We start from the raw sequence: 18441 nt of genomic DNA, 5'->3' as shown, positions 1-18441 counted from the left end.
ACAATCGCGACATATGTATTTAACTCACTGTTATTTATGCTTATTTGTTGATGGCGTCGTTTTGTATTTTTGCGTTCAATCGCAAAACGGCTGCAGGCTCGTGGCGACGCTGAGCGCTTTCGGGCTGGCCGATATGCAGAAAGAAGGGATCGACCGCCTGTTCGTGGCCGGTTTTGCGCGCCCGCGACGGAGAGTAGCCGAAGGTTTCACGGAACTGACGCGAAAAGTGAGCGGTATCGGAAAAGCCGCACTGCTCGCCGATATCGGTGACGGTGCGCGGGGTATAGTGCAGCAACCACAGGCCGTAGCGCAGCCGCAGGTTACGCATAAAGCGCTGCGGGGTGACGCCGAGTTCATCGCGAAACTTGCGCTCGATATTGCGCCGTGAAGTGCCTACCCGTCGTGCCAGATCGTCAATCGACAGCGATTCGCCCAGGTGCTGGGAAATAATATCGATTGCCCGGCGCAGCGCCCGATCCGCCACCCGTTCAAACACCACGGGCTGCGGCTGGGGATGCTCGCCGCGCCGCCCTTCGTCAATCAGCATAATATGCAGGCTTTTCATCGCCCAGGCGCGGCCCAGATGGCGTTCCACCAGATAAGCGGCCAGATCCGCCGCCGCGCTGCCGCCGGCGCAGGTGATCAGATCGCCGTCGTCGACGAACAGCCGGTCGGCCACCGGCGTCACCTGCGGAAAGCGCCGGGTCAGATCGCCATGGTGATACCAGCTGACGCAGCAGCGCCGCCCGGGCATCACGCCGGCCTGAATCAGCGCAAACACGCCGGTACAGACGCCCACCAGCGGCACGTTGGCTGCGGCGGCGCGGCGAATGTAGTCCAGCGCTACGCGGTCGGTGTGGTCTTGCGCATCCTGCACGCCGCCGATTACCACCAAATAGTCAAAGCGCGTCGGATCCGCAAAAGGCTGGCAGGGCGCAACGGCGGCGCCGCAGCTGGAGAGCGCCGGTTGGCCGTCGCCGGTCATAAAGGTCCAGTGGCAGCGCAGCTGGCGGCTGCGATCTCCCTCATCGGCGGCCAGCCGCAGACAATCGACGAAAGCGGCAAACGGCAGCAGCGTAAAGCGCTGCAGCAGAACGAAACCTACCGTTAGCAAGGGCGACGCATCGGTCATCAGAGATTCCTCGTGGGGGTAGCAGGCTGACTGCCACAGCTTAGCAAGGTAACGGCGGGGACGGTGACCGCATTGTGCCGCCGTCCTGGTATCGGCTCAGCACCACAGTGCCTCGACCGGCGTATCCGCAGAAAAATGGTGGGCGACCTGAGCCTGAAGCAATTCGGCGCAGGCCAGGGCGTCGGTGAGGGCATTGTGCGCCGGGTAGCGGGGCAGATTATAGCGGGTGCGGCTTTCGGGCAGGCGCAGCGAAACCCGCGGCCGGCGACTGAACAGCCGCGCCGCCAGGCTGACGGGGCGATGACGGTGCTGGCGCGCTTCCAGCGCCAGGGTATCGATACAGGGAAAGGTAATCCCTTCCCCGATGCGCCGCTGCAGGGCGGCATCGAGAAACTGCCGCTCGATGCCGCGGTGGTGTACCACCAGCACTTTACCGGCCATCAGTTCGAGCAGCGTGATAAACAGCGCGTTCAGGTCCGGCGCCTTTTCCACTTCGGAATGGGTAATACCGTGGATCACCACCGACTCGTCGCGCAGCACCGCCCGTGGTTTCAGCAGCCAATGGCGGCCGTGCCGCAGGTGAATGCGCTGCAGTGTCATGGGCACCAGCCCGATGCTGACGATATCGTCGCGGCGGGCGTCGGTGCCCGTGGTTTCAAAATCCATCGCCAGCAGCGGCGCCTGGGCGATCGCCGTGTCGGGTGCTATGGCGCCAGCCTGGTAAAATGCCCGCAGCGCCGGATGACGCGCCTGGTGCGCCAGCTCAGCCATCCGCTCCGGCCATACCGGGGGGGCGCATTCGGCGATGGGTTGCCGCGACGTCGTGTTGAACGGGTGCTTGCCGATATAGAACATGGCGACCTCAGCGTATTCGTCCGGCCTGATAGCGGTATTTCAGGAATTTCTGGGCATTGCTCAGGATCTGGAAGGCATCCTTGAGGTTTTTGCGTTCGAAATCCGACAGGTTTTCCGGCTCGATATTGTTATCCGGCTGGCGTTCGGCATCCAGATCCAGCGCCTGATGGCGGATGCGCACCATCGAGATAAACTCCAGCGCGTCACGCAGATCCTGGCCGCGCCCGTGCGGCAGAATATCCGCCTCGATAATCTCCTGCAGGCGTTCAAAGGAGTTACGGGCGCGGGAACCGATCGCCAGCGCATGCACGCGGATCAGATCCGCCAGCGGGGCGGTGCCGCGCCGTTTCATATTGATGGAGCGGCTGTGCTGGCCGGAAGGCTCCATCACAAACCCCTTAAAAAAGCCGAGCGGCGGCGTGCGCAGCAGCGCGTTGCGCGCCATGCAGGCCAGAAAACGGGCGTTATGGCGCGTCTGCTGTGTAATGCTCTGATTCAGATGTTCCGCCCACTCGGTGTTGCCCCAGACACCGTCGAGGTCGAAAAAGATAGCGCTGTCGAGCAGGGTTTGCGGTGTGGGTTTGCCGATCCAGTCGGCAAAGTAGCGCTCCCACACGGCGAGCGGCTGGCGCCATTTGGCGGTGGTGGCCATAATTCCGCCGTTGCAGTAGCGATAGCCGCAGGCCGCCAGGCCGTCGCTGACGAAGGTCGCCAGCTCAAGGAACCAGCCGTCGTGGCGTAGCGGATCGAAACTGTTGTCGAGCACCAGCGCATTGTCCTGGTCGGTGACGATCAGCTGCTCCTGACGCGCCATCGATCCCAGCGCCAGAAAACAGTAGGGCACCGGCGGCGGCCCCAGCTGCTGTTCCGCCAGCTCCAGCAGGCGCTGGGTAAAACTGCGGCCGATGACCGCCATGGCGCTGCCGATCATCTTCGAGTTGGCGTCTTCACGCACGATGCGCCTGAAGCAGGCGCGGACTTCGCTGCTCAGGGCGCTCAGTTCGGCGACGCTGTTGGCGTGGAAGATGCGGCTGACTACGAACAGGCTGTTCTGAGATTCATAGCGCAGGATATCCGACTGCGATATCACGCCGATGGGCTGACCCTGTCTGAGCACCGGCAGATGATGCACATTGTGACGCATCATGGTCAGCATGGCTTCGAACACCATCTGATGATGTTCGCCGTAAATCAGCTCTGGCGTCATGATCTCGCTGACCGGCGTATCAACGCTCAACCCTTTGGCGACGACCCGGGTGCGCAGGTCGCGGTCGGTGAGCATGCCGGCCATACGGGCGGCGTTGCCCATTGCGCCCTCCGGCACGCCGGGGTGCATCACCAGTAACGAAGAGACCCCTTCCGTGCTCATTGTGATGGCGGCCTCGCGCACGGTGCCGGAGGTTTCGATGGTGACCGGCTGACGGCCAATCAGCGTATCGATGCTTGAGGTGAGCAGTTCGTTGGCGTCCTCGGTGCGAGCCACGGTGTGGCGCAGCCGGGTGCGGTCTTCCACCTCCACGATGTCGGCGAATGCCTCATACTGCGCAAACAGCTGGTGGAATACCGGGGCAGGGATCAGCCAGGCCAGCGTGTCTTCCAGTGCGGTCACCGGAAAGCGCACGCTGCTTTCGCGCAGCAGGCCGAACTGGCCGAAATATCCTCCCGCGCTGAGGCGATTGTAGAGATCGCCGTTGCGTCGGTAGACCTCGACGGCGCCGCTGCGGAGCACATACCAGGCGTCCACCTGCTGGCCGAAGGACAATATGTGGCTGCCCGCCTTGAAGTAGCTGACTTCGATATTGGCGGCCGCCAGAGCCAGCGCTTCAACGGGCAGCGCGTCGAAGGGCGGATAGCGCCGCAGAAAGTCGATCATGTCCTGATGTTCGGCCTGCATGGTGACCTCCGTGGCAGCCGGAATACCGGAACGGCTCAGCTGCGTTCCGCGCTGGCGTTAGTACGCAGCCGAGGTTCCGTTGCCAGACCTTTCAGCACCGAGACCGCCGCAATCAGCAGCACGATGGCGAACGGCAGCCCGGTGGTCAGCACCATGGTCTGCAGCGCCACCAGTCCGCCGCCCAGCAGCAGCGCTATCGCGACGACGCCCTGGAAGCTGCACCAGAACACTCGCTGCGGCGTGGGCGCGTTGACTTTTCCGCCCGCCGAGATGATATCGATCACCAGCGAGCCGGAGTCCGACGAGGTGACGAAAAACACCACCACCAGCAGAATGCCGATCAGTGAAGTAATCTGCGCCAGCGGCAGCGTGTCGAGCATGGTAAACAGCTGCAGCGGCAGTTCCGCTTCGGCAACGGCCTTGTGTCCCAGGTCAAAAAACTGATGGATGGCGGTATTGCCGAGGATGGTCATCCACATCACACAGGCCAGCGACGGGACAATCAGCACCGAGATAATAAATTCGCGCACGGTCCGGCCACGGGAAACGCGGGCGATAAACATGCCGACAAACGGCGACCAGGAGATCCACCAGGCCCAGTAGAAGGCGGTCCAGCTGGCGACGAAGTTGCCGTCTTCACGGCCGAAGGGGTTGGAGAGCGCCGGCAGGTACTGCAGGTAGGAGGCCAGATTAGAGAAGAAGCCGGTCAGCAGCGCCAGGGTCGGGCCGACGATGATAACGAACAGCAGCAGCAGCGCCGCCAGCATCATATTGATTTCCGACAGGCGGCGTACGCCTTTCTCCAGCCCCGCCACCACCGACAGCAGGGTAATAGCGGTAATGCCGATCACCAACAGGATCTGCGTGGTTTCGCCCATCGGGATGCCGAACAGGTAGTTCAGCCCGGAAGCGGCCTGGGAAGCGCCCAGTCCCAGCGAGGTCGCCAGGCCAAACAGCGTGGCCAGCACCGCCAGAATATCGATGATATGCCCGGGCCAGCCCCAGACCGCATCCCCCAGCAGCGGATAGAACACCGAGCGCATGGTCAGAGGCAGCCCTTTGTTAAAGGAGAACAGCGCCAGCCCCAGCGCCAGCATCGCATAGATGGCCCAGGGGTGCAGCGCCCAGTGGAAGATGGTGGTGGCCATCGCCAGTTGGCGGGCGGCATCCGGGTCGCCCGCGGCGGCGGCCAGCGGCGCGGTGTCGCTGCGTACGCCGTTTTCGATACTGACGCCGCCAAGCGCGCTGGAGAAGTGCGACAGCGGTTCCGAAACGCCGTAGAACATCAGGCCAATCCCCATACCGGCGGCGAACAGCATGGAGAACCAGGCCAGATAGTTGTAGTCCGGTCTGGCCAGGGTGCCGCCCAGCCGCACCTTGCCGAGCGGGGAAAACACCAGCACCAGACAGAGAATCACGAAGATATTGCCGACGCTCAGAAAGAACCAGCTCAGGTTGGTGGTCAGCCATTTAAGCACGCTGCTGAAGATGGGTTCCATCTGGCTGTGAAACGCCAGCGTCAAGACGACAAAGATAACGATCGCCACTCCGGAGATGACGAAGACGCGGTTATGAATATCCAGCCCGAAAGGGCCGACGCTGACCACGATATTGTCCTGGCCCACCTGATAGTCGGTATCGTACGGGTTAACCTCACCATCGGGTACCATCGGATCTTTTGAATCCGGCATAGTGATTCCTCCTAGGGAATGGTTGGTGATTGCCTGAACTCTGCGTGGGGCTGGACACGGCCTCTGGTTAGATCAGCCCGTCCAAGACGGATGATAGCGACGGGATGGCGGTGTGAAATGCCTGTCAACGTCTTGACGGGGTCGATTTGCGACATGCGGCTCAGACGAGGAGCGGCGGTGATTTTCGGTCGGTGTGACGCTTGAAAACGTCGTGAATCGGCATTTCCTGACCTGCGTCCGCAGCGATAATGGACGCTGACATTTCAGGCTCTCGGGAGAAGGTAATGAGTATCAGCGTCTTTGATCTGTTCAAGATTGGGGTCGGCCCCTCCAGTTCACATACCGTAGGGCCGATGCGTGCCGCGCAGCGCTTTGTCCGGCAGTTAAGCGAGCAGGGCGTGCGGGATGCGGTGACGCGCGTCAGGGTGGCGTTGTTTGGCTCCCTGAGCGCCACCGGCGTGGGGCACGGTACCGATAAGGCGACGCTGATGGGGCTGATGGGCGAGTCGCCGGAAACGGTCGATCCCCGCACTATCGACCCCGCGATCCGAGCGGTGTGCGAAACCGGCTTTCTGACCCTGGCCGGCGGGGCTGGCGTGGAGTTTGACTGGAACCGCGATCTGCATTTCGTTGATGAAGTGCTGGCATATCATCCCAACGCCATGCGTTTGACCGCCTTCAACTCGCAGGGCGTGGCGTATGAGAACACCTACTATTCGGTAGGGGGCGGTTTTGTGCTGGATGAGAGCGAGGCCACCGCGAGCGCGCATCTGGTGCCGCAGGTGGAACTGCCTTACGACTTTAACACCTGCGCGGAACTGCTGGCGCACTGCCGGCGGCAGGGGTTAAGAATCAGTGAGCTGATGCTGGAAAATGAAAAGGTATGGCGCGATGAAGCCGAAATCCGCGCCGGTATCGCCGCCCTCTGGCAGGCGATGCAGGATTGTATTGCCCAGGGGCTGGAGAATGAGGGCGTCCTGCCGGGCGGGCTGAACGTCAAGCGCCGTGCTCCCGGGCTGTATCGTTCCCTGCAGCGGGCGACAGGGGCGAATGTGATTGGCACCACGCTGTCGGCGATGGACTGGGTCAATCTCTATGCGCTGGCGGTCAATGAGGAGAACGCTGCAGGGGGGCGTATGGTGACAGCGCCCACCAACGGTGCGGCCGGTATCGTGCCGGCGGTGTTGATGTATTACATGCGCTTCAGCGAGCAGACGCGGGAGCAGGACGTGGTGGACTTTCTGCTGGCAGCGGCGGCGGTAGGGGCGCTGTGTAAGAAAAATGCCTCGATTTCCGGCGCAGAGGTGGGCTGCCAGGGCGAGGTCGGCTCAGCCTGTGCCATGGCCGCCGCCGGGCTGACCGAAGTGCTGGGCGGTACGCCGGAGCAGGTGGAAAATGCGGCGGAGATTGCGCTGGAGCATAACCTGGGGCTGACCTGCGATCCGGTGGCCGGGTTGGTGCAGGTGCCCTGTATTGAGCGCAATGCCATCGCCGCGATGAAAGCGATCAACGCCGCGCAGATGGCGCTGCGGGGAGACGGGCAGCACTTTGTTTCGCTCGATAAAGTGATCCGCACCATGCGCGATACCGGACGGGATATGCAGGACAAGTATAAGGAGACGTCGCGCGGCGGTCTGGCGGTGAACGCGATAGAGTGCTGAAGGTTGCCTGATGTCTGCCCGTTTATTGGGCAGATGCACCAAAAAAGCATGGGGTGGCAGGGGATTACCCCGGCCTTACCCGATCAGCATAAACCGTGCCACCTCTGTTTTTTTAATCGCAACAGCGGCGCTAAATCACTATCGATGAATGATTATCGAGATATTGCGCATACATTTTAAATGTAAAAAGGAAGTGGCACATTTGTTGCCTTATTGTTTTCTGTGGAAGTGAAGAAGTATCAGACCCGTTTGTTCCCTCTCCTGACGAGAGACCACAGAGGCAAGAGCATATGTCTGAAACAAATGCATCATCCCGGGATTCTATCAATAACAATAAGACGCATACCGTTGGTTTTTTACTGGTGAACAATTTCACCATGATGGCGCTGGCGACGGCGGTTGAGCCGCTGCGCATGGCGAACCAGTTAAGCGGCCGCGAGCTGTATGACTGGCATACCATCAGCGAGGATGGCGGCGTGGTGATGGCCAGCGACGGCATTCACATTACGCCGGATTGCTCCATGGCCGATTCCAGCGCGCTGGATGTGCTGATCGTGGTCGGGGGCGTCAATATTACCCGCAGCTACAGCCGACGACAGGTGAGCTGGCTGCAGGCGATGGCGCGCAAGCAAATTCTGATTGGCGGCGTCTGTACCGGCCCTTATCTGCTGGCGGAAGCCGGGCTGCTGGACGGTTACCACTGCAGCGCGCATTGGGAGTGTATCGCCTCGATGCAGGAAGCCTATCCCAAAGTGCGATGTACCAATCAATTGTTCGTTATCGAGCGCGACCGCATGACCTGCAGCGGCGGCACGGTGCCGATGGATATGATGCTCAGCATGATCAAGCGCGATTTTGGCTATCAGCTGACGGCGGCGATCTCGGAGATGTTTATCTGCGATCGGGTGCGCAACGAGTCGGACTACCAGCGCATCCCGCTACGCCACGTGCTGGGGACCGCGCAGCCGAACCTGGTGGAGGCGGTGTCGCTGATGGAGGCCAATATCGAAGAGCCGATCGATCTGGACGAGCTGGCCACCTATGTGGGGCTGTCCCGGCGCCAGCTTGAACGTCTGTTTCAGAAGTATCTGCAATGCTCGCCCTCCCGTTACTATATGAAACTCCGCCTGTTCCGGGCGCGGCAACTGCTGAAGCAGACTTCGATGTCGATTATCGAAATCGCGCTGGCCTGCGGTTTTGTCTCGACGCCGCACTTTAGCAAATGCTACCGCGAGCATATTGGCATTCCGCCGCGCGAGGAGCGACGCGGTATACGCAGCCAGGTGCTGAGCGAAACCCTGCCGCAGTTGGTGACCACTGCGCTGCCCGGCCTGAACGGCAAGAAGGAGCGCGTGGCGTCGGCGGTGGCGGTGCGCGCCCTGAGCGAGGCGCGCTTTGAGCCGACCTACGGTTCGGTGACGCTGGGTTGGAGCTCGCCGCCCTGAAGTGCTGAACATCATGCTTATTCTGCTGCCGCCTGCCCGCAACGGGCGGGCGGCGGCTATGTAGCCCAGTCTTCCAGCATGTGGGCGTGGCCTATGGCTCGACGCGTCCTCCACGTTCCGTCATAACGTCCGCATCTGCTTTCTCTTCCTACAGGAACGAACCCCAGCTCGGCTTTACCGGCCGCAGGATGATGGCGTCGCCTTCGCGGGCGATCTCCGGTTCATTGACGCCTGCAAAATCCAGATAGCTCGGCGCCGGCTGCGCTCTGGGTCAGTCAGGTGACGTTTTCAGAACACTTTCTTTGTGGGGTTAACCCTATGCTGTCGAACATCAGGGCCGCTCTGGCCGTTACAGACAGGGGGTGAAAAGATGGACGCAGAACAGTTGCACAACGACGCTATTGTTATTGATGGCCTGGTGATTGCGAAGTGGGATCGCGAGCTGTTTGAGGATATGCGGCGCGGCGGCCTGACCGCGGCGAACTGTACGGTGTCGGTCTGGGAAGGGTTTCAGAGCACCGTGGACAATATCGTCGCGATGAACGCGCTGCTCGAGCAGAATTCGGATCTGGTGATAAAGGTGCGCACCACCGACGATATTCGCCGCGCCAAAGCGGCGGGCAAGACCGGCGTGCTGATGGGGTTCCAGAATGCTAATGCCTTTGAGGATCAGCTCGGCTACGTGCAGATATTCAAGGATCTTGGCGTTGGGGTGGTGCAGATGGCCTACAACACCCAGAACCTGGTGGGCACCGGCTGCTATGAGCGCGACGGCGGGCTGTCCGGCTATGGTCGGGAAGTGGTGGCGGAAATGAACCGCGCCGGCGTCATGTGCGATCTCTCCCACGTCGGCGCCAAAACCTCCGAGGAGGTGATTCTGGCGTCGGAAAAGCCGGTCTGCTATTCGCACTGTCTGCCTTCCGGCCTGAAGGATCATCCGCGCAATAAGTCCGATGCGGAGCTGAAGTTTATTGCCGATCACGGCGGCTTTGTCGGCGTCACCATGTTTACGCCGTTCCTGAAAAACGGCATTCACTCCACCATCGACGACTATGTCGAGGCCATCGAATACATCTTCAACTTGGTGGGAGAAGATCAGATCGGTATCGGCACCGACTTCACCCAGGGCCAGGATCAGGCCTTTTTCGAGTGGCTTACCCATGACAAAGGTTACGCCCGCCATCTGACCAGCTTCGGCAAGATCATCAACCCTGAAGGGATCCGCACCCTCGGTGAATTCCCCAATCTGACCGAGGCCCTGCTGCGTCACGGATTCAGCGAACATCAAGTGCGCAAGATTATGGGCGAGAACTGGGTCCGCGTTCTGGCTGAGGTATGGGGCGAATAACCGCCAAGATGAAGATTGTCCGGGAGAAACCATGAGCTCACATGCACCTGAACTGCCGATTGCGGTGGACGATGAAACCGGCGTCTGGACCAGCGATGCGCTGCCGATGCTGTACGTACCGCGTCACTTTTTCGTCAACAACCATATGGCGATTGAAGAAGAGATTGGCGCAGAACGCTATGCGGCGATCCTGTATAAGGCGGGTTACAAATCCGCCTACTACTGGTGTGAAAAGGAGGCGGAAGCCCACGGCATCAGCGGCGCTGCGGTGTTTGAGCACTATATGAAACGGCTCTCCCAGCGCGGCTGGGGGCTGTTTATCATCGAGGCGCTCGATCTGGAGCAGGGCACGGCCCGTATCCGTCTGGAACACTCCGCGTTTGTTTATCAGTACGGCAAGGTCAACCGCAAAGTCGATTACATGTTTACCGGCTGGTTCGCCGGCGCCATGGATCAGGTAGCCCAGAGCCTGGGCTATGCGGTCAGAACCCGGGCGGTCCAGACCCGGAGCGCTGCCGAAGAGGGAAGTGACTACGGCGTGTTTGAGGTAACGCCGCTGTAATACACGATGGCCGCCTGCGGGCGGCCTGGGTTTAAGCATTGAATCAGGGTGTTGCCATGTCCCAGTTTGATCTCCTGTTCCAGCCGTTGAATATCAATAAGCTGACCATCCGTAACCGCATCGTCAGTACCGCCCACGCCGAGGTGTATGCCACCGACGGCGGCATGACCACCGATCGCTACGTCAAATATTACGAAGAGAAAGCGAAAGGAGGCTGTGGCCTCTGTATCTGCGGCGGCTCCAGCGTGGTGTCGATCGACAGCCCGCAGAGCTGGTGGAGTTCGGTGAACCTGTCGACCGACCGCATCATCCCTCATTTCCAGAACCTGGCCGATGCGGTGCACAAACACGGCGGCAGGATCATGATCCAGATTTCCCATATGGGGCGTCGCTCACGCTGGGACGGTGAAAACTGGCCCAACCTGATGTCGCCGTCGGGCATTCGCGAGCCGGTGCACCGCGCGACCTGCAAAACCATCGAGGTGGAAGAGATCCGGCGGGTGATCGGCGATTTCGCCCGGGCGGCGGTGCGCGCCAAAGAGGGCGGCCTCGACGGCGTGGAGCTTTCCGCCGTGCATCAGCACATGATCGATCAGTTCTGGTCGCCGCGGGTCAACAAGCGTACCGACGAGTGGGGCGGCAGCTTTGAAAACCGCATGCGTTTCGGTATGGAAGTGCTGAAGGCGGTGCGCGAAGCGGTAGGCCCGGATTTTGTGGTGGGCATGCGCATCACCGGTGATGAGTTCCACCCTGACGGCCTGAGCCATGAGGATATGAAGCAGATCGCTGCCTACTACGACGGAACCGGCATGGTGGACTACTTTGGCGTGGTCGGCTCGGGCTGCGATACCCATAACACGCTGGCCAACGTTATTCCGAATATGAGCTACCCGCCGGAGCCGTTCCTGCACCTGGCGGCCGGGATCAAAGACGTGGTGTCGGTGCCGGTGATCCACGCTCAGAACATCAAGGATCCGAACCAGGCGCAGCGCATTCTGGAGCAGGGCTATGTTGATTTTGTCGGCATGACCCGGGCCCATATCGCCGATCCGCACCTGATCGCCAAGATCAAACTGAATCAGGTTGACCAGATTCGCCAGTGCGTGGGCGCCAATTACTGCATCGACCGCCAGTATATGGGGCTGGACGTGCTGTGCATCCAGAACGCGGCGACCTCGCGCGAGTATATGGGGCTGCCGCATAGTATTACCAAGAGCGACGGCCCGCAGCGCAAGGTGGTGGTGGTCGGCGGCGGTCCCGGAGGGATGGAGGCGGCGCGGGTGGCGGCCGAGCGCGGTCATCAGGTCACGCTGCTGGAACGCGGCGCGGAGCTGGGCGGGCAGATATCGATCGCCGCCAGAGCGCCGCAGCGCGATCAGATGGCGGGTATTACCCGCTGGCTGGCGATGGAGCTGCAGCGGCTGGGGGTGGCGATTCAGTTGAATACCGAAGCGGATGCCGCCACGGTGCGCGATCTGCGGCCGGATGTCTGCATTCTGGCGACCGGCGGTCGTCCGTTCCTGGAGCAAAACCCGGAGTGGGGCGCGGACGACGGGCGGGTGGTGTCCAGCTGGGACATCCTGACCGGCGCCGTCGAGCCGGGTAAAAACGTGCTGATTTACGACACCATCTGTGAATTCACCGGCATGTCGACCGCCGACTACCTGACCGCCAAAGGGGCGCTGGTGGAACTGGTGACCGATGATATCAAGCCCGGCGTCGGCATCGGCGGCACCACCTTCCCGACCTATTATCGCAGCCTGTATGAAAAGGCGGTGATCATGACCTCGGATCTGGCGCTGGAGGCGGTATACCGCGAAGGCGACAAGCTGGTGGCGGTGCTGGAAAACGAGTACACCGGCCAGAAAGAGGAGCGGGTGGTGGACCAAGTGGTGGTCGAAAACGGCACCCGGCCAAACGAAGAGCTGTACTACCAGCTGAAGGCGGAATCGCGCAATCAGGGGCAGATCGATAACGAGGCGCTGTTTGCCGCTCAGGCGCAGCCGGTACTGGCAGAGACGGGCGAGGGCATGATCCTCTGGCGGCTGGGGGACTGTGTGTCGCAGCGCAACGTCCATGCGGCGATCTACGACGCACTGCGCCTGTGCAAGGATCTGTAACCCAACGCCCACCCGGCTTATTGCGAGAGAGGACACCATGATACTCGACAGATTACTCCCCGTGTTGCTGGTGATGGCACTGCTGCTGGCGGCGGTCGGTATGATCCGACGGATCCGCCTCTGGCGCGCCGGCCGGCCGGAAAAAGTGGCCCTGCTGGCCGGGCTGATGGCGATGCCGCGCCGCTATCTGGTGGATCTGCACCATGTGGTGGCGCGGGATAAGGTGATGTCGAACACCCACGTGGCGACCGCGGGCGGCTTTGTGCTGTCGATGCTTTTGATCCTGGCGGTTCACCTGTTCGGCATCCATAGCCGTTGGCTGGCTGGCGCGCTGTTAGGTGCGTTGGCGCTGATGCTGACCGGGGCGCTGTTTGTCTATCGCCGCCGTCGCCATCCGCCGGCGCGGCTGTCGAAGGGGCCGTGGATGCGGCTGCCGAAAAGCCTGCTGGTCTTCGCGGCCAGCTTTTTTATCGCCACGCTGCCCGCGGCGGGCATCCTGCCTGAAGGCAGCGGCGGCTGGCTCTTGGCGGCGCTGCTGGCTGGCGGGATCGTCTGGGGGCTGGGGGAACTGCTGTTCGGCATGGCCTGGGGCGGGCCGATGAAGCACGCTTTTGCCGGCGCGCTGCACCTGGCATTTCACCGGCGGCCGGAGCGCTTTGGCGGCGGACGTTCCACCGCGCTGAAAGCGGTGGATTTGGCTGCGCCGAAGCTGGGGGTGGAGAAGCCCGCCGATTTTACCTGGAACCAGCTGCTCGGTTTCGACGCCTGTGTGCAGTGCGGCCGCTGCGAGGCGGTGTGTCCGGCGTTTGCCGCCGGGCAGCCGCTGAACCCCAAGAAACTGATTCAGGACATGGTGGTTGGCCTGGCCGGCGGCTCGGACGCCCGTTTTGCCGGCAGCCCCTACCCGGGCATCGAGGTCGGCAAGGCGTGCGGCGCTCCGCATCAGCCTATCGTCTCCGGGCTGATCAGTCCGGAGACGCTGTGGTCCTGCACCACCTGCCGCGCCTGCGTTGAGGAATGCCCGATGATGATCGAGCACGTGGACGCCATCGTTGATATGCGCCGCTTCCTGACGCTGGAGAAAGGCAGCACCCCGAACAAGGGGGCCGAAGTGCTGGATAACCTGATCGTGACCGACAACCCGAACGGTTTTAACCCGCGCAGCCGCACCAACTGGGCGGCGGATCAGAACCTGCGGGTGATGAAAGAGGTGAAGCAGGCGGACGTGCTGTTCTGGGTCTCCGACGGCGCATTCGATATGCGCAGCCAGCGCATTCTGCGCGCCTTTGTGAAGATCCTGAAGGCGGCGGGAGTGGACTTTGCCGTGCTGGGGGACGAAGAACTGGACTGCGGCGACGTGGCGCGCCGTCTGGGGGATGACGCCACCTTCCAACGGCTGGCGAAGCGCAATCTCGCCACCCTGGGCAAATACCGCTTCAATCGGATCGTCACCACCGATCCGCACGCTTTTCACTGTCTGCGCAATGAGTACCCGGAATTCAGCCCCGAAGGCGAGAAGCCGGATTACGAAGTGCTGCACCATACCACCTTTATCAATGAGCTGGTGAAGGCGCAGCTGCTGACCCTGAATGACTACAAGGGCGGCAGCGTGACCTGGCACGACCCCTGCTATCTGGGGCGCTATAACGGCGAATATGAAGCCCCCCGCGAGCTGCTGGCGGAACTGGGTATTCAGCCGGCCGAGATGGAACGTTCCGGCTTTCGTTCCCGCTGCTGCGGCGGTGGCGGCGGCGCGCCGATTACCGATATCCCCGGCGAGAGGCGGATTGCCGATATGCGCATGGAGGATGCCCGCGCCACCGGCGCCGAACTGGTCGCCGTCGGCTGTCAGCAGTGCACCGCGATGCTTGAAGGCGTGGTGGAGCCGCGTCCGGTGGTGAAGGATATTGCCGAACTGGTGGCCGAGGCGCTGGTGGAGCCGAGCGCACCGCCAGCGGCCAGGCGCAAGAGTGAACAACCTGCGATGGAGGTAGCCTGATGAGCGAGATTCTGCGCAGAGACCCGCGCGCCGAATGGATTGCGCGCAACCGCCTGCACCCGCAGCATGCGGCCATGATGATGCCAGCGGGCGAATCACGTGGCCCGTCCGGGCTGATTCGCCGCAACCCGCACGCCGTAGGTTTTATCGGCCCGAACGGCCTCCGCCGCATTGACCGGATGAATGTCGGCGCGCCGGTCGGCCGCGCCGGGCCGCGGACGGTCAGCGCGCTGCAGACGACGGCGCTGCCGCTGCACCGGGTGGAGCAGGTGGAATACTACATTGCGGTAGTGCCCGATATGGTGGGTGGCCGGCTGAGCGATCACGACCGGGATGTGTTGGGTCAGGCCCATGCGCTGATTCGCGAAATCGGCGGCGCCGGAGCGGTGCTGGCCGTGGTGTTCGGCGATCACCGCGAACAGGCGTTTGATACCGCTGGCGTCGACCGGCTGTTGGAACTGAGCGGCGACGGCTATCAGGCGTATGCGCCGGAGCTGCGGGTCGCCGTCCTGAACGAGGTCGACAGCCAGTTTGCACCGCGTCACTGGCTGCTGCCGGACAGCGTAGCCGGCGGCTTTGAGCTGGGATGCCGGCTGGCGGCGCGTCTTGGCGAACGGCCGGCGACGCAGGCCTGGCGGGTTGATGCCGCACAGAGCGTCTGCCGCGGCGCCGGCGGCAGCACCGATATTATCCGCGCCACGCCGCGTATGCTGCTGCTGGCATCGGAGTGCGCCGAACCGGTTGACGAAACCCGCCACGAGGCATTGCCGGTGCAGTTGCACCAGACGGTAAGCGTGGCGGCGCGCATTCGTGATGACGGGCAGGTGGCGGTGGATCCCAACGCGGTGGCGCTGGCAGAGGCGGAGTTTATCCTTTCGGCGGGCAACGGCGTGCAGGACTGGACGCTGTTTCACCAGTGCGCCGAAGCGCTCGGCGCGACGGAAGGCGCCAGCCGGGTGGCGGTGGACGATGGCCATATGCCGCGCCAGCGTCAGGTTGGCGCTACCGGCACCTGGGTCACCGCCCGGGTTTATGTGGCGGTGGGCATTTCCGGCGCCATTCAGCATTTGCAGGGCATCGGGCAGTGCGACAAGGTGATCGCCATTAACACCGATGCCGGCTGCGATATGGTAAAGCGCGCCGCGCTCAGCGTGATTGGCGACAGCAGCGAGATTATGGCCCAGCTGATCCGGCTGGTCAGGGAGCACCATCAGGGGGAGTTTGAACATGCAGCCTGAAAAGCATCATGCAGACCTGCGCGTGACAGCGCTGGTATCGATTGGCAAGCACCCCGGCTCTGCGCGCGAGCGCCGCGCCGGGCAGGACGCCCGGGCCGTCGAGCTGGGCATGACGCTGGCGTCTGATGGGCTGGAAGTGCTTCATGCGGGCGATCCTCACGCCGAGGCGCTGCGCAGCTATGCAGGGATGGGGCTGGACGTCCTGCGGGTTCTGGATCAGGAGGAGAATGCGGATGTGGTGCCGGCGCTGTGCCGTTATCTGAGCCAGGACAAACCGGATATTATCCTGACCGGCGTACGGGCCGAGAGCGGCGAATCGTCCGGTATGCTGCCTTACCTGCTGGGGGAGGCGCTGGGCATGCCGGTGGTGACCGGCATTGCCGATATTGTCGCTGTCGATGGCGGTGAGGCGCAGCTGCTGCAGGCGTTGCCGCGCGGCCAGCGCCGGGCGCTCAGGGTGCCGCTGCCGTTTATCGCCAGCGTTGATATGGCGGCGCCGGCGCCGCGCCAGAGCGCATTTGGCCCCGCCAGCCGGGCGCGGCTGGAAAGCACGCCGGCAGGCATTGCCTGTCCCGATGAGGTCAGGGCGCAGTGGAGCGAAGCGCCGGCCCGCAAGCGGCCGAAGCGCCTGCAGGTGGTGAAGGCGAAAACCGCCGCCGACCGTTTCAAGGCGGCGACCGCGAAGTCGCAGGGCGACGGCGGCCGTATCCTGCGCGATAAGCCGGCGCCTGAGATGGCGCAGGCGATATTCGATCTGCTGTTGGAGGAAGGCGTGGTGCGCGGCGGCCGGTGAGGCGTGTTGTTCAGGTTGTTTTTTATACCAAGAAAAGATCGTACCGTTGCCCGGCCCTCTCAGGCGAGAGGGCCGGGGCAAAGGGGAATCAGCCATATTGTCGTTCGACGTCGGGCACGCCGATCGGGTAGTGCTCGCTGTTATCCGTCTCGCCCAGATTTTTCAGCACGGTATCGCTGTACCACTCCAGGAAGTTGATCACGCCGAACTCGTAGGTTTCGGAGTAAGGACCGGGCTGATAGCCGATGGAGTTAATGCCGCGCTGGTTCTCTTCACCCAGAACGCGATCCTGATCGTTGGTGGCATCCCAGACCTGGCGCAGGCGCTCCGGATCGTAATCGACGCCCGGCACCGCATCCTTATGCACAAACCATTTGGTGGTCACTAGTGACTCCTGGGCCGAGATCGGCAGCACCCGGAACACGATAAAGTGATCGCTCTGCATGTGGTTCCAGGAGTTGGGCAGGTGCAGGATGCGCATCGATCCCAACTGGCGGCTCTGAATGCGGCCGAGCAGTTTGGTGCAGCCTTCGCTGCCGTCGATGGTCATCACGTTGGCCCCCGGTTTCAGCGGCATACGCACGATGCGGTTGCGCTGGCCGAAGCTTTGGTGGCGATGCGGGATCCCTTCCTGATCCCACCGTTCGGCCTGCTGGTTGTAGTAGTCGATAAACTCCGGCGTGGCGCGCGGATCGTTGGTGTCGTCCCACTCCAGCAGGGTGTTGAGCAGTTCCGGGTGGCTGCCTGCGCAGTGGTAGCATTCGCGGTTATTTTCCAGCACCAGCTTCCAGTTGGCCTTTTCATACATCTCGGATTCGGTCGCCAGCTTGGTGTTCTCCACGTCGTACGGCGCCATATATTCTTCGAGCGTCGCCAGGAAGTCATCGAAGTCGGATTCCGGCTGCTGCTCCGCGATGCAGACAAAGATAAAACCACCGGCGGTGCGGCAAAACGCCGGCTTCAGGCCGTGCTGACGCGGCTCGAAGCCGTCCCCCATATGGGTGCCGGCAAACAGCAGGTTGCCCTTCAGATCGTAGGTCCACTGGTGGTACGGGCAGACCAGGTTCGCTACCTTGCCGCGCGGCTGCTGACAGATGCGCGAGCCGCGGTGGCGGCAGGTATTGTGGAAAGCGTTGACTGCGCCGTCGGCGTCGCGCACCACCAGCACCGGGTTCTGGCCGATTTCAAGGGTGAAGTAGTCGCCCTTTTTCGGGATTTCGCTGGTCATGCCAACGAACAGCCACTCTTTCTGAAACACTTCCTCCATATCAATGCGGAATAGGGCCGGATCGTTATACAGCGGCTGCGGCAGCGAATAGTTCGGCTGGCGCCTTTTGAGCAAGTCGGCCATCTGTTCGCGTGCATCGGTAATGCTGGCGCAGGTGATATTCAGCAGATCGTTATGACTCATGATGTTGCTCTTCTCATTCAGATCAAAGTGTTTCGCGCCCGCGCGCGGACGCATCCTGGTTGCAACAACGCCCCGTTCCCGGTCACCCCATTGGAGAAATGGGTCACTGTTGGATCAGATGCTGCACCCGGTCGAGAATAAGGAATGTTCTGGCTGCGACATCGATCCCCTCCGTTAGAGACGTCGAGGGAAAGTATTGTTGTCCGGTGGTTTTTTCAGATATCTCGATGTCGTGAATAAGTAAATGGCAAAGGGGGGTTGAACTGAAAATTCAGTCCGTATTGCGGCCGCG

At 62.0% G+C, this 18441-nt stretch carries 13 protein-coding genes and 1 pseudogene; 8 read left to right on the top strand and 6 right to left on the bottom strand.

What is annotated here, in order from left to right; genetic code table 11:
- Positions 1-40 precede the first annotated feature (40 nt).
- The 4 genes from CLM71_RS16165 to CLM71_RS16150 all read right to left on the bottom strand — a co-directional run bounded on the left by CLM71_RS16165 (position 41) and on the right by CLM71_RS16150 (position 5572).
- Entirely contained in the window at positions 41-1132 is a 1092-nt protein-coding gene (locus CLM71_RS16165) for a GlxA family transcriptional regulator (RefSeq protein WP_105231890.1), read from the bottom strand.
- Between the two features lie 96 nt (positions 1133-1228).
- Positions 1229-1987, bottom strand: a complete 759-nt coding sequence (locus CLM71_RS16160; RefSeq protein WP_105231889.1) for a 3'-5' exonuclease — start codon at positions 1985-1987, stop codon at positions 1229-1231.
- A gap of 7 nt (positions 1988-1994) precedes the next feature.
- Positions 1995-3881, bottom strand: coding sequence for a DUF294 nucleotidyltransferase-like domain-containing protein (locus CLM71_RS16155; RefSeq protein WP_105231888.1), 1887 nt, complete (start codon positions 3879-3881; stop codon positions 1995-1997).
- Between the two features lie 35 nt (positions 3882-3916).
- A complete protein-coding gene (locus tag CLM71_RS16150; protein ID WP_105231887.1) occupies positions 3917-5572 on the bottom strand; it encodes a BCCT family transporter in 1656 nt (551 codons plus the stop codon).
- Positions 5573-5856: 284 nt separating this feature from the next.
- Between CLM71_RS16150 and CLM71_RS16145 the strand changes: the two genes are divergently transcribed.
- The gene (locus tag CLM71_RS16145) at positions 5857-7233 is read left to right on the top strand and encodes an L-serine ammonia-lyase (RefSeq protein WP_105231886.1); all 1377 of its coding nucleotides are present in this window, start codon (positions 5857-5859) and stop codon (positions 7231-7233) included.
- A 290-nt stretch (positions 7234-7523) separates the two neighbouring features.
- On the top strand, positions 7524-8678 hold the full coding sequence (locus tag CLM71_RS16140) for a GlxA family transcriptional regulator (RefSeq protein WP_105231885.1): 1155 nt from the start codon (positions 7524-7526) through the stop codon (positions 8676-8678).
- A 151-nt stretch (positions 8679-8829) separates the two neighbouring features.
- Here CLM71_RS16140 and CLM71_RS16135 read toward each other — a convergent pair.
- Positions 8830-8931, bottom strand: a pseudogene (locus CLM71_RS16135) (AbrB/MazE/SpoVT family DNA-binding domain-containing protein); the annotation flags it as partial.
- A 117-nt stretch (positions 8932-9048) separates the two neighbouring features.
- Between CLM71_RS16135 and CLM71_RS16130 the strand changes: the two are divergent.
- From CLM71_RS16130 to CLM71_RS16105, 6 genes are read left to right on the top strand one after another with little or no spacing between them, the layout of a single operon-like run.
- Entirely contained in the window at positions 9049-10026 is a 978-nt protein-coding gene (locus CLM71_RS16130) for a dipeptidase (RefSeq protein WP_105231884.1), read from the top strand.
- 31 nt (positions 10027-10057) lie between these two features.
- On the top strand, positions 10058-10588 hold the full coding sequence (locus tag CLM71_RS16125) for a 4-vinyl reductase (RefSeq protein WP_105231883.1): 531 nt from the start codon (positions 10058-10060) through the stop codon (positions 10586-10588).
- A 56-nt stretch (positions 10589-10644) separates the two neighbouring features.
- On the top strand, positions 10645-12708 hold the full coding sequence (gene dgcA, locus CLM71_RS16120) for a dimethylglycine demethylation protein DgcA (protein ID WP_105231882.1): 2064 nt from the start codon (positions 10645-10647) through the stop codon (positions 12706-12708).
- Positions 12709-12748: 40 nt separating this feature from the next.
- Positions 12749-14707, top strand: coding sequence for a (Fe-S)-binding protein (locus CLM71_RS16115; protein WP_105233443.1), 1959 nt, complete (start codon positions 12749-12751; stop codon positions 14705-14707).
- Positions 14707-15945 (top strand): electron transfer flavoprotein subunit alpha/FixB family protein, encoded by a 1239-nt coding sequence (locus tag CLM71_RS16110; protein ID WP_105231881.1) that lies wholly within the window; start codon positions 14707-14709, stop codon positions 15943-15945. The genes CLM71_RS16115 and CLM71_RS16110 overlap by 1 nt, the downstream gene beginning before the upstream one ends.
- On the top strand, positions 15935-16738 hold the full coding sequence (locus tag CLM71_RS16105) for an electron transfer flavoprotein subunit beta (RefSeq protein WP_105231880.1): 804 nt from the start codon (positions 15935-15937) through the stop codon (positions 16736-16738). Before CLM71_RS16110 ends, CLM71_RS16105 begins: the two co-directional genes overlap by 11 nt.
- Positions 16739-16826: 88 nt before the next feature.
- On the opposite strand, the gene CLM71_RS16100 is transcribed toward CLM71_RS16105, so the two are convergent.
- Entirely contained in the window at positions 16827-18149 is a 1323-nt protein-coding gene (locus CLM71_RS16100; RefSeq protein WP_105233441.1) for an aromatic ring-hydroxylating dioxygenase subunit alpha, read from the bottom strand.
- Positions 18150-18441 lie beyond the last annotated feature (292 nt).

The sequence above is a fragment of the Serratia sp. MYb239 genome (assembly GCF_002966855.1).
GTDB classification, from domain to species: domain Bacteria; phylum Pseudomonadota; class Gammaproteobacteria; order Enterobacterales; family Enterobacteriaceae; genus Serratia_B; species Serratia_B rhizosphaerae.
Note: the sequence above shows the minus strand (reverse complement) of the source record. Positions and strands in the feature narration are given on the sequence as shown.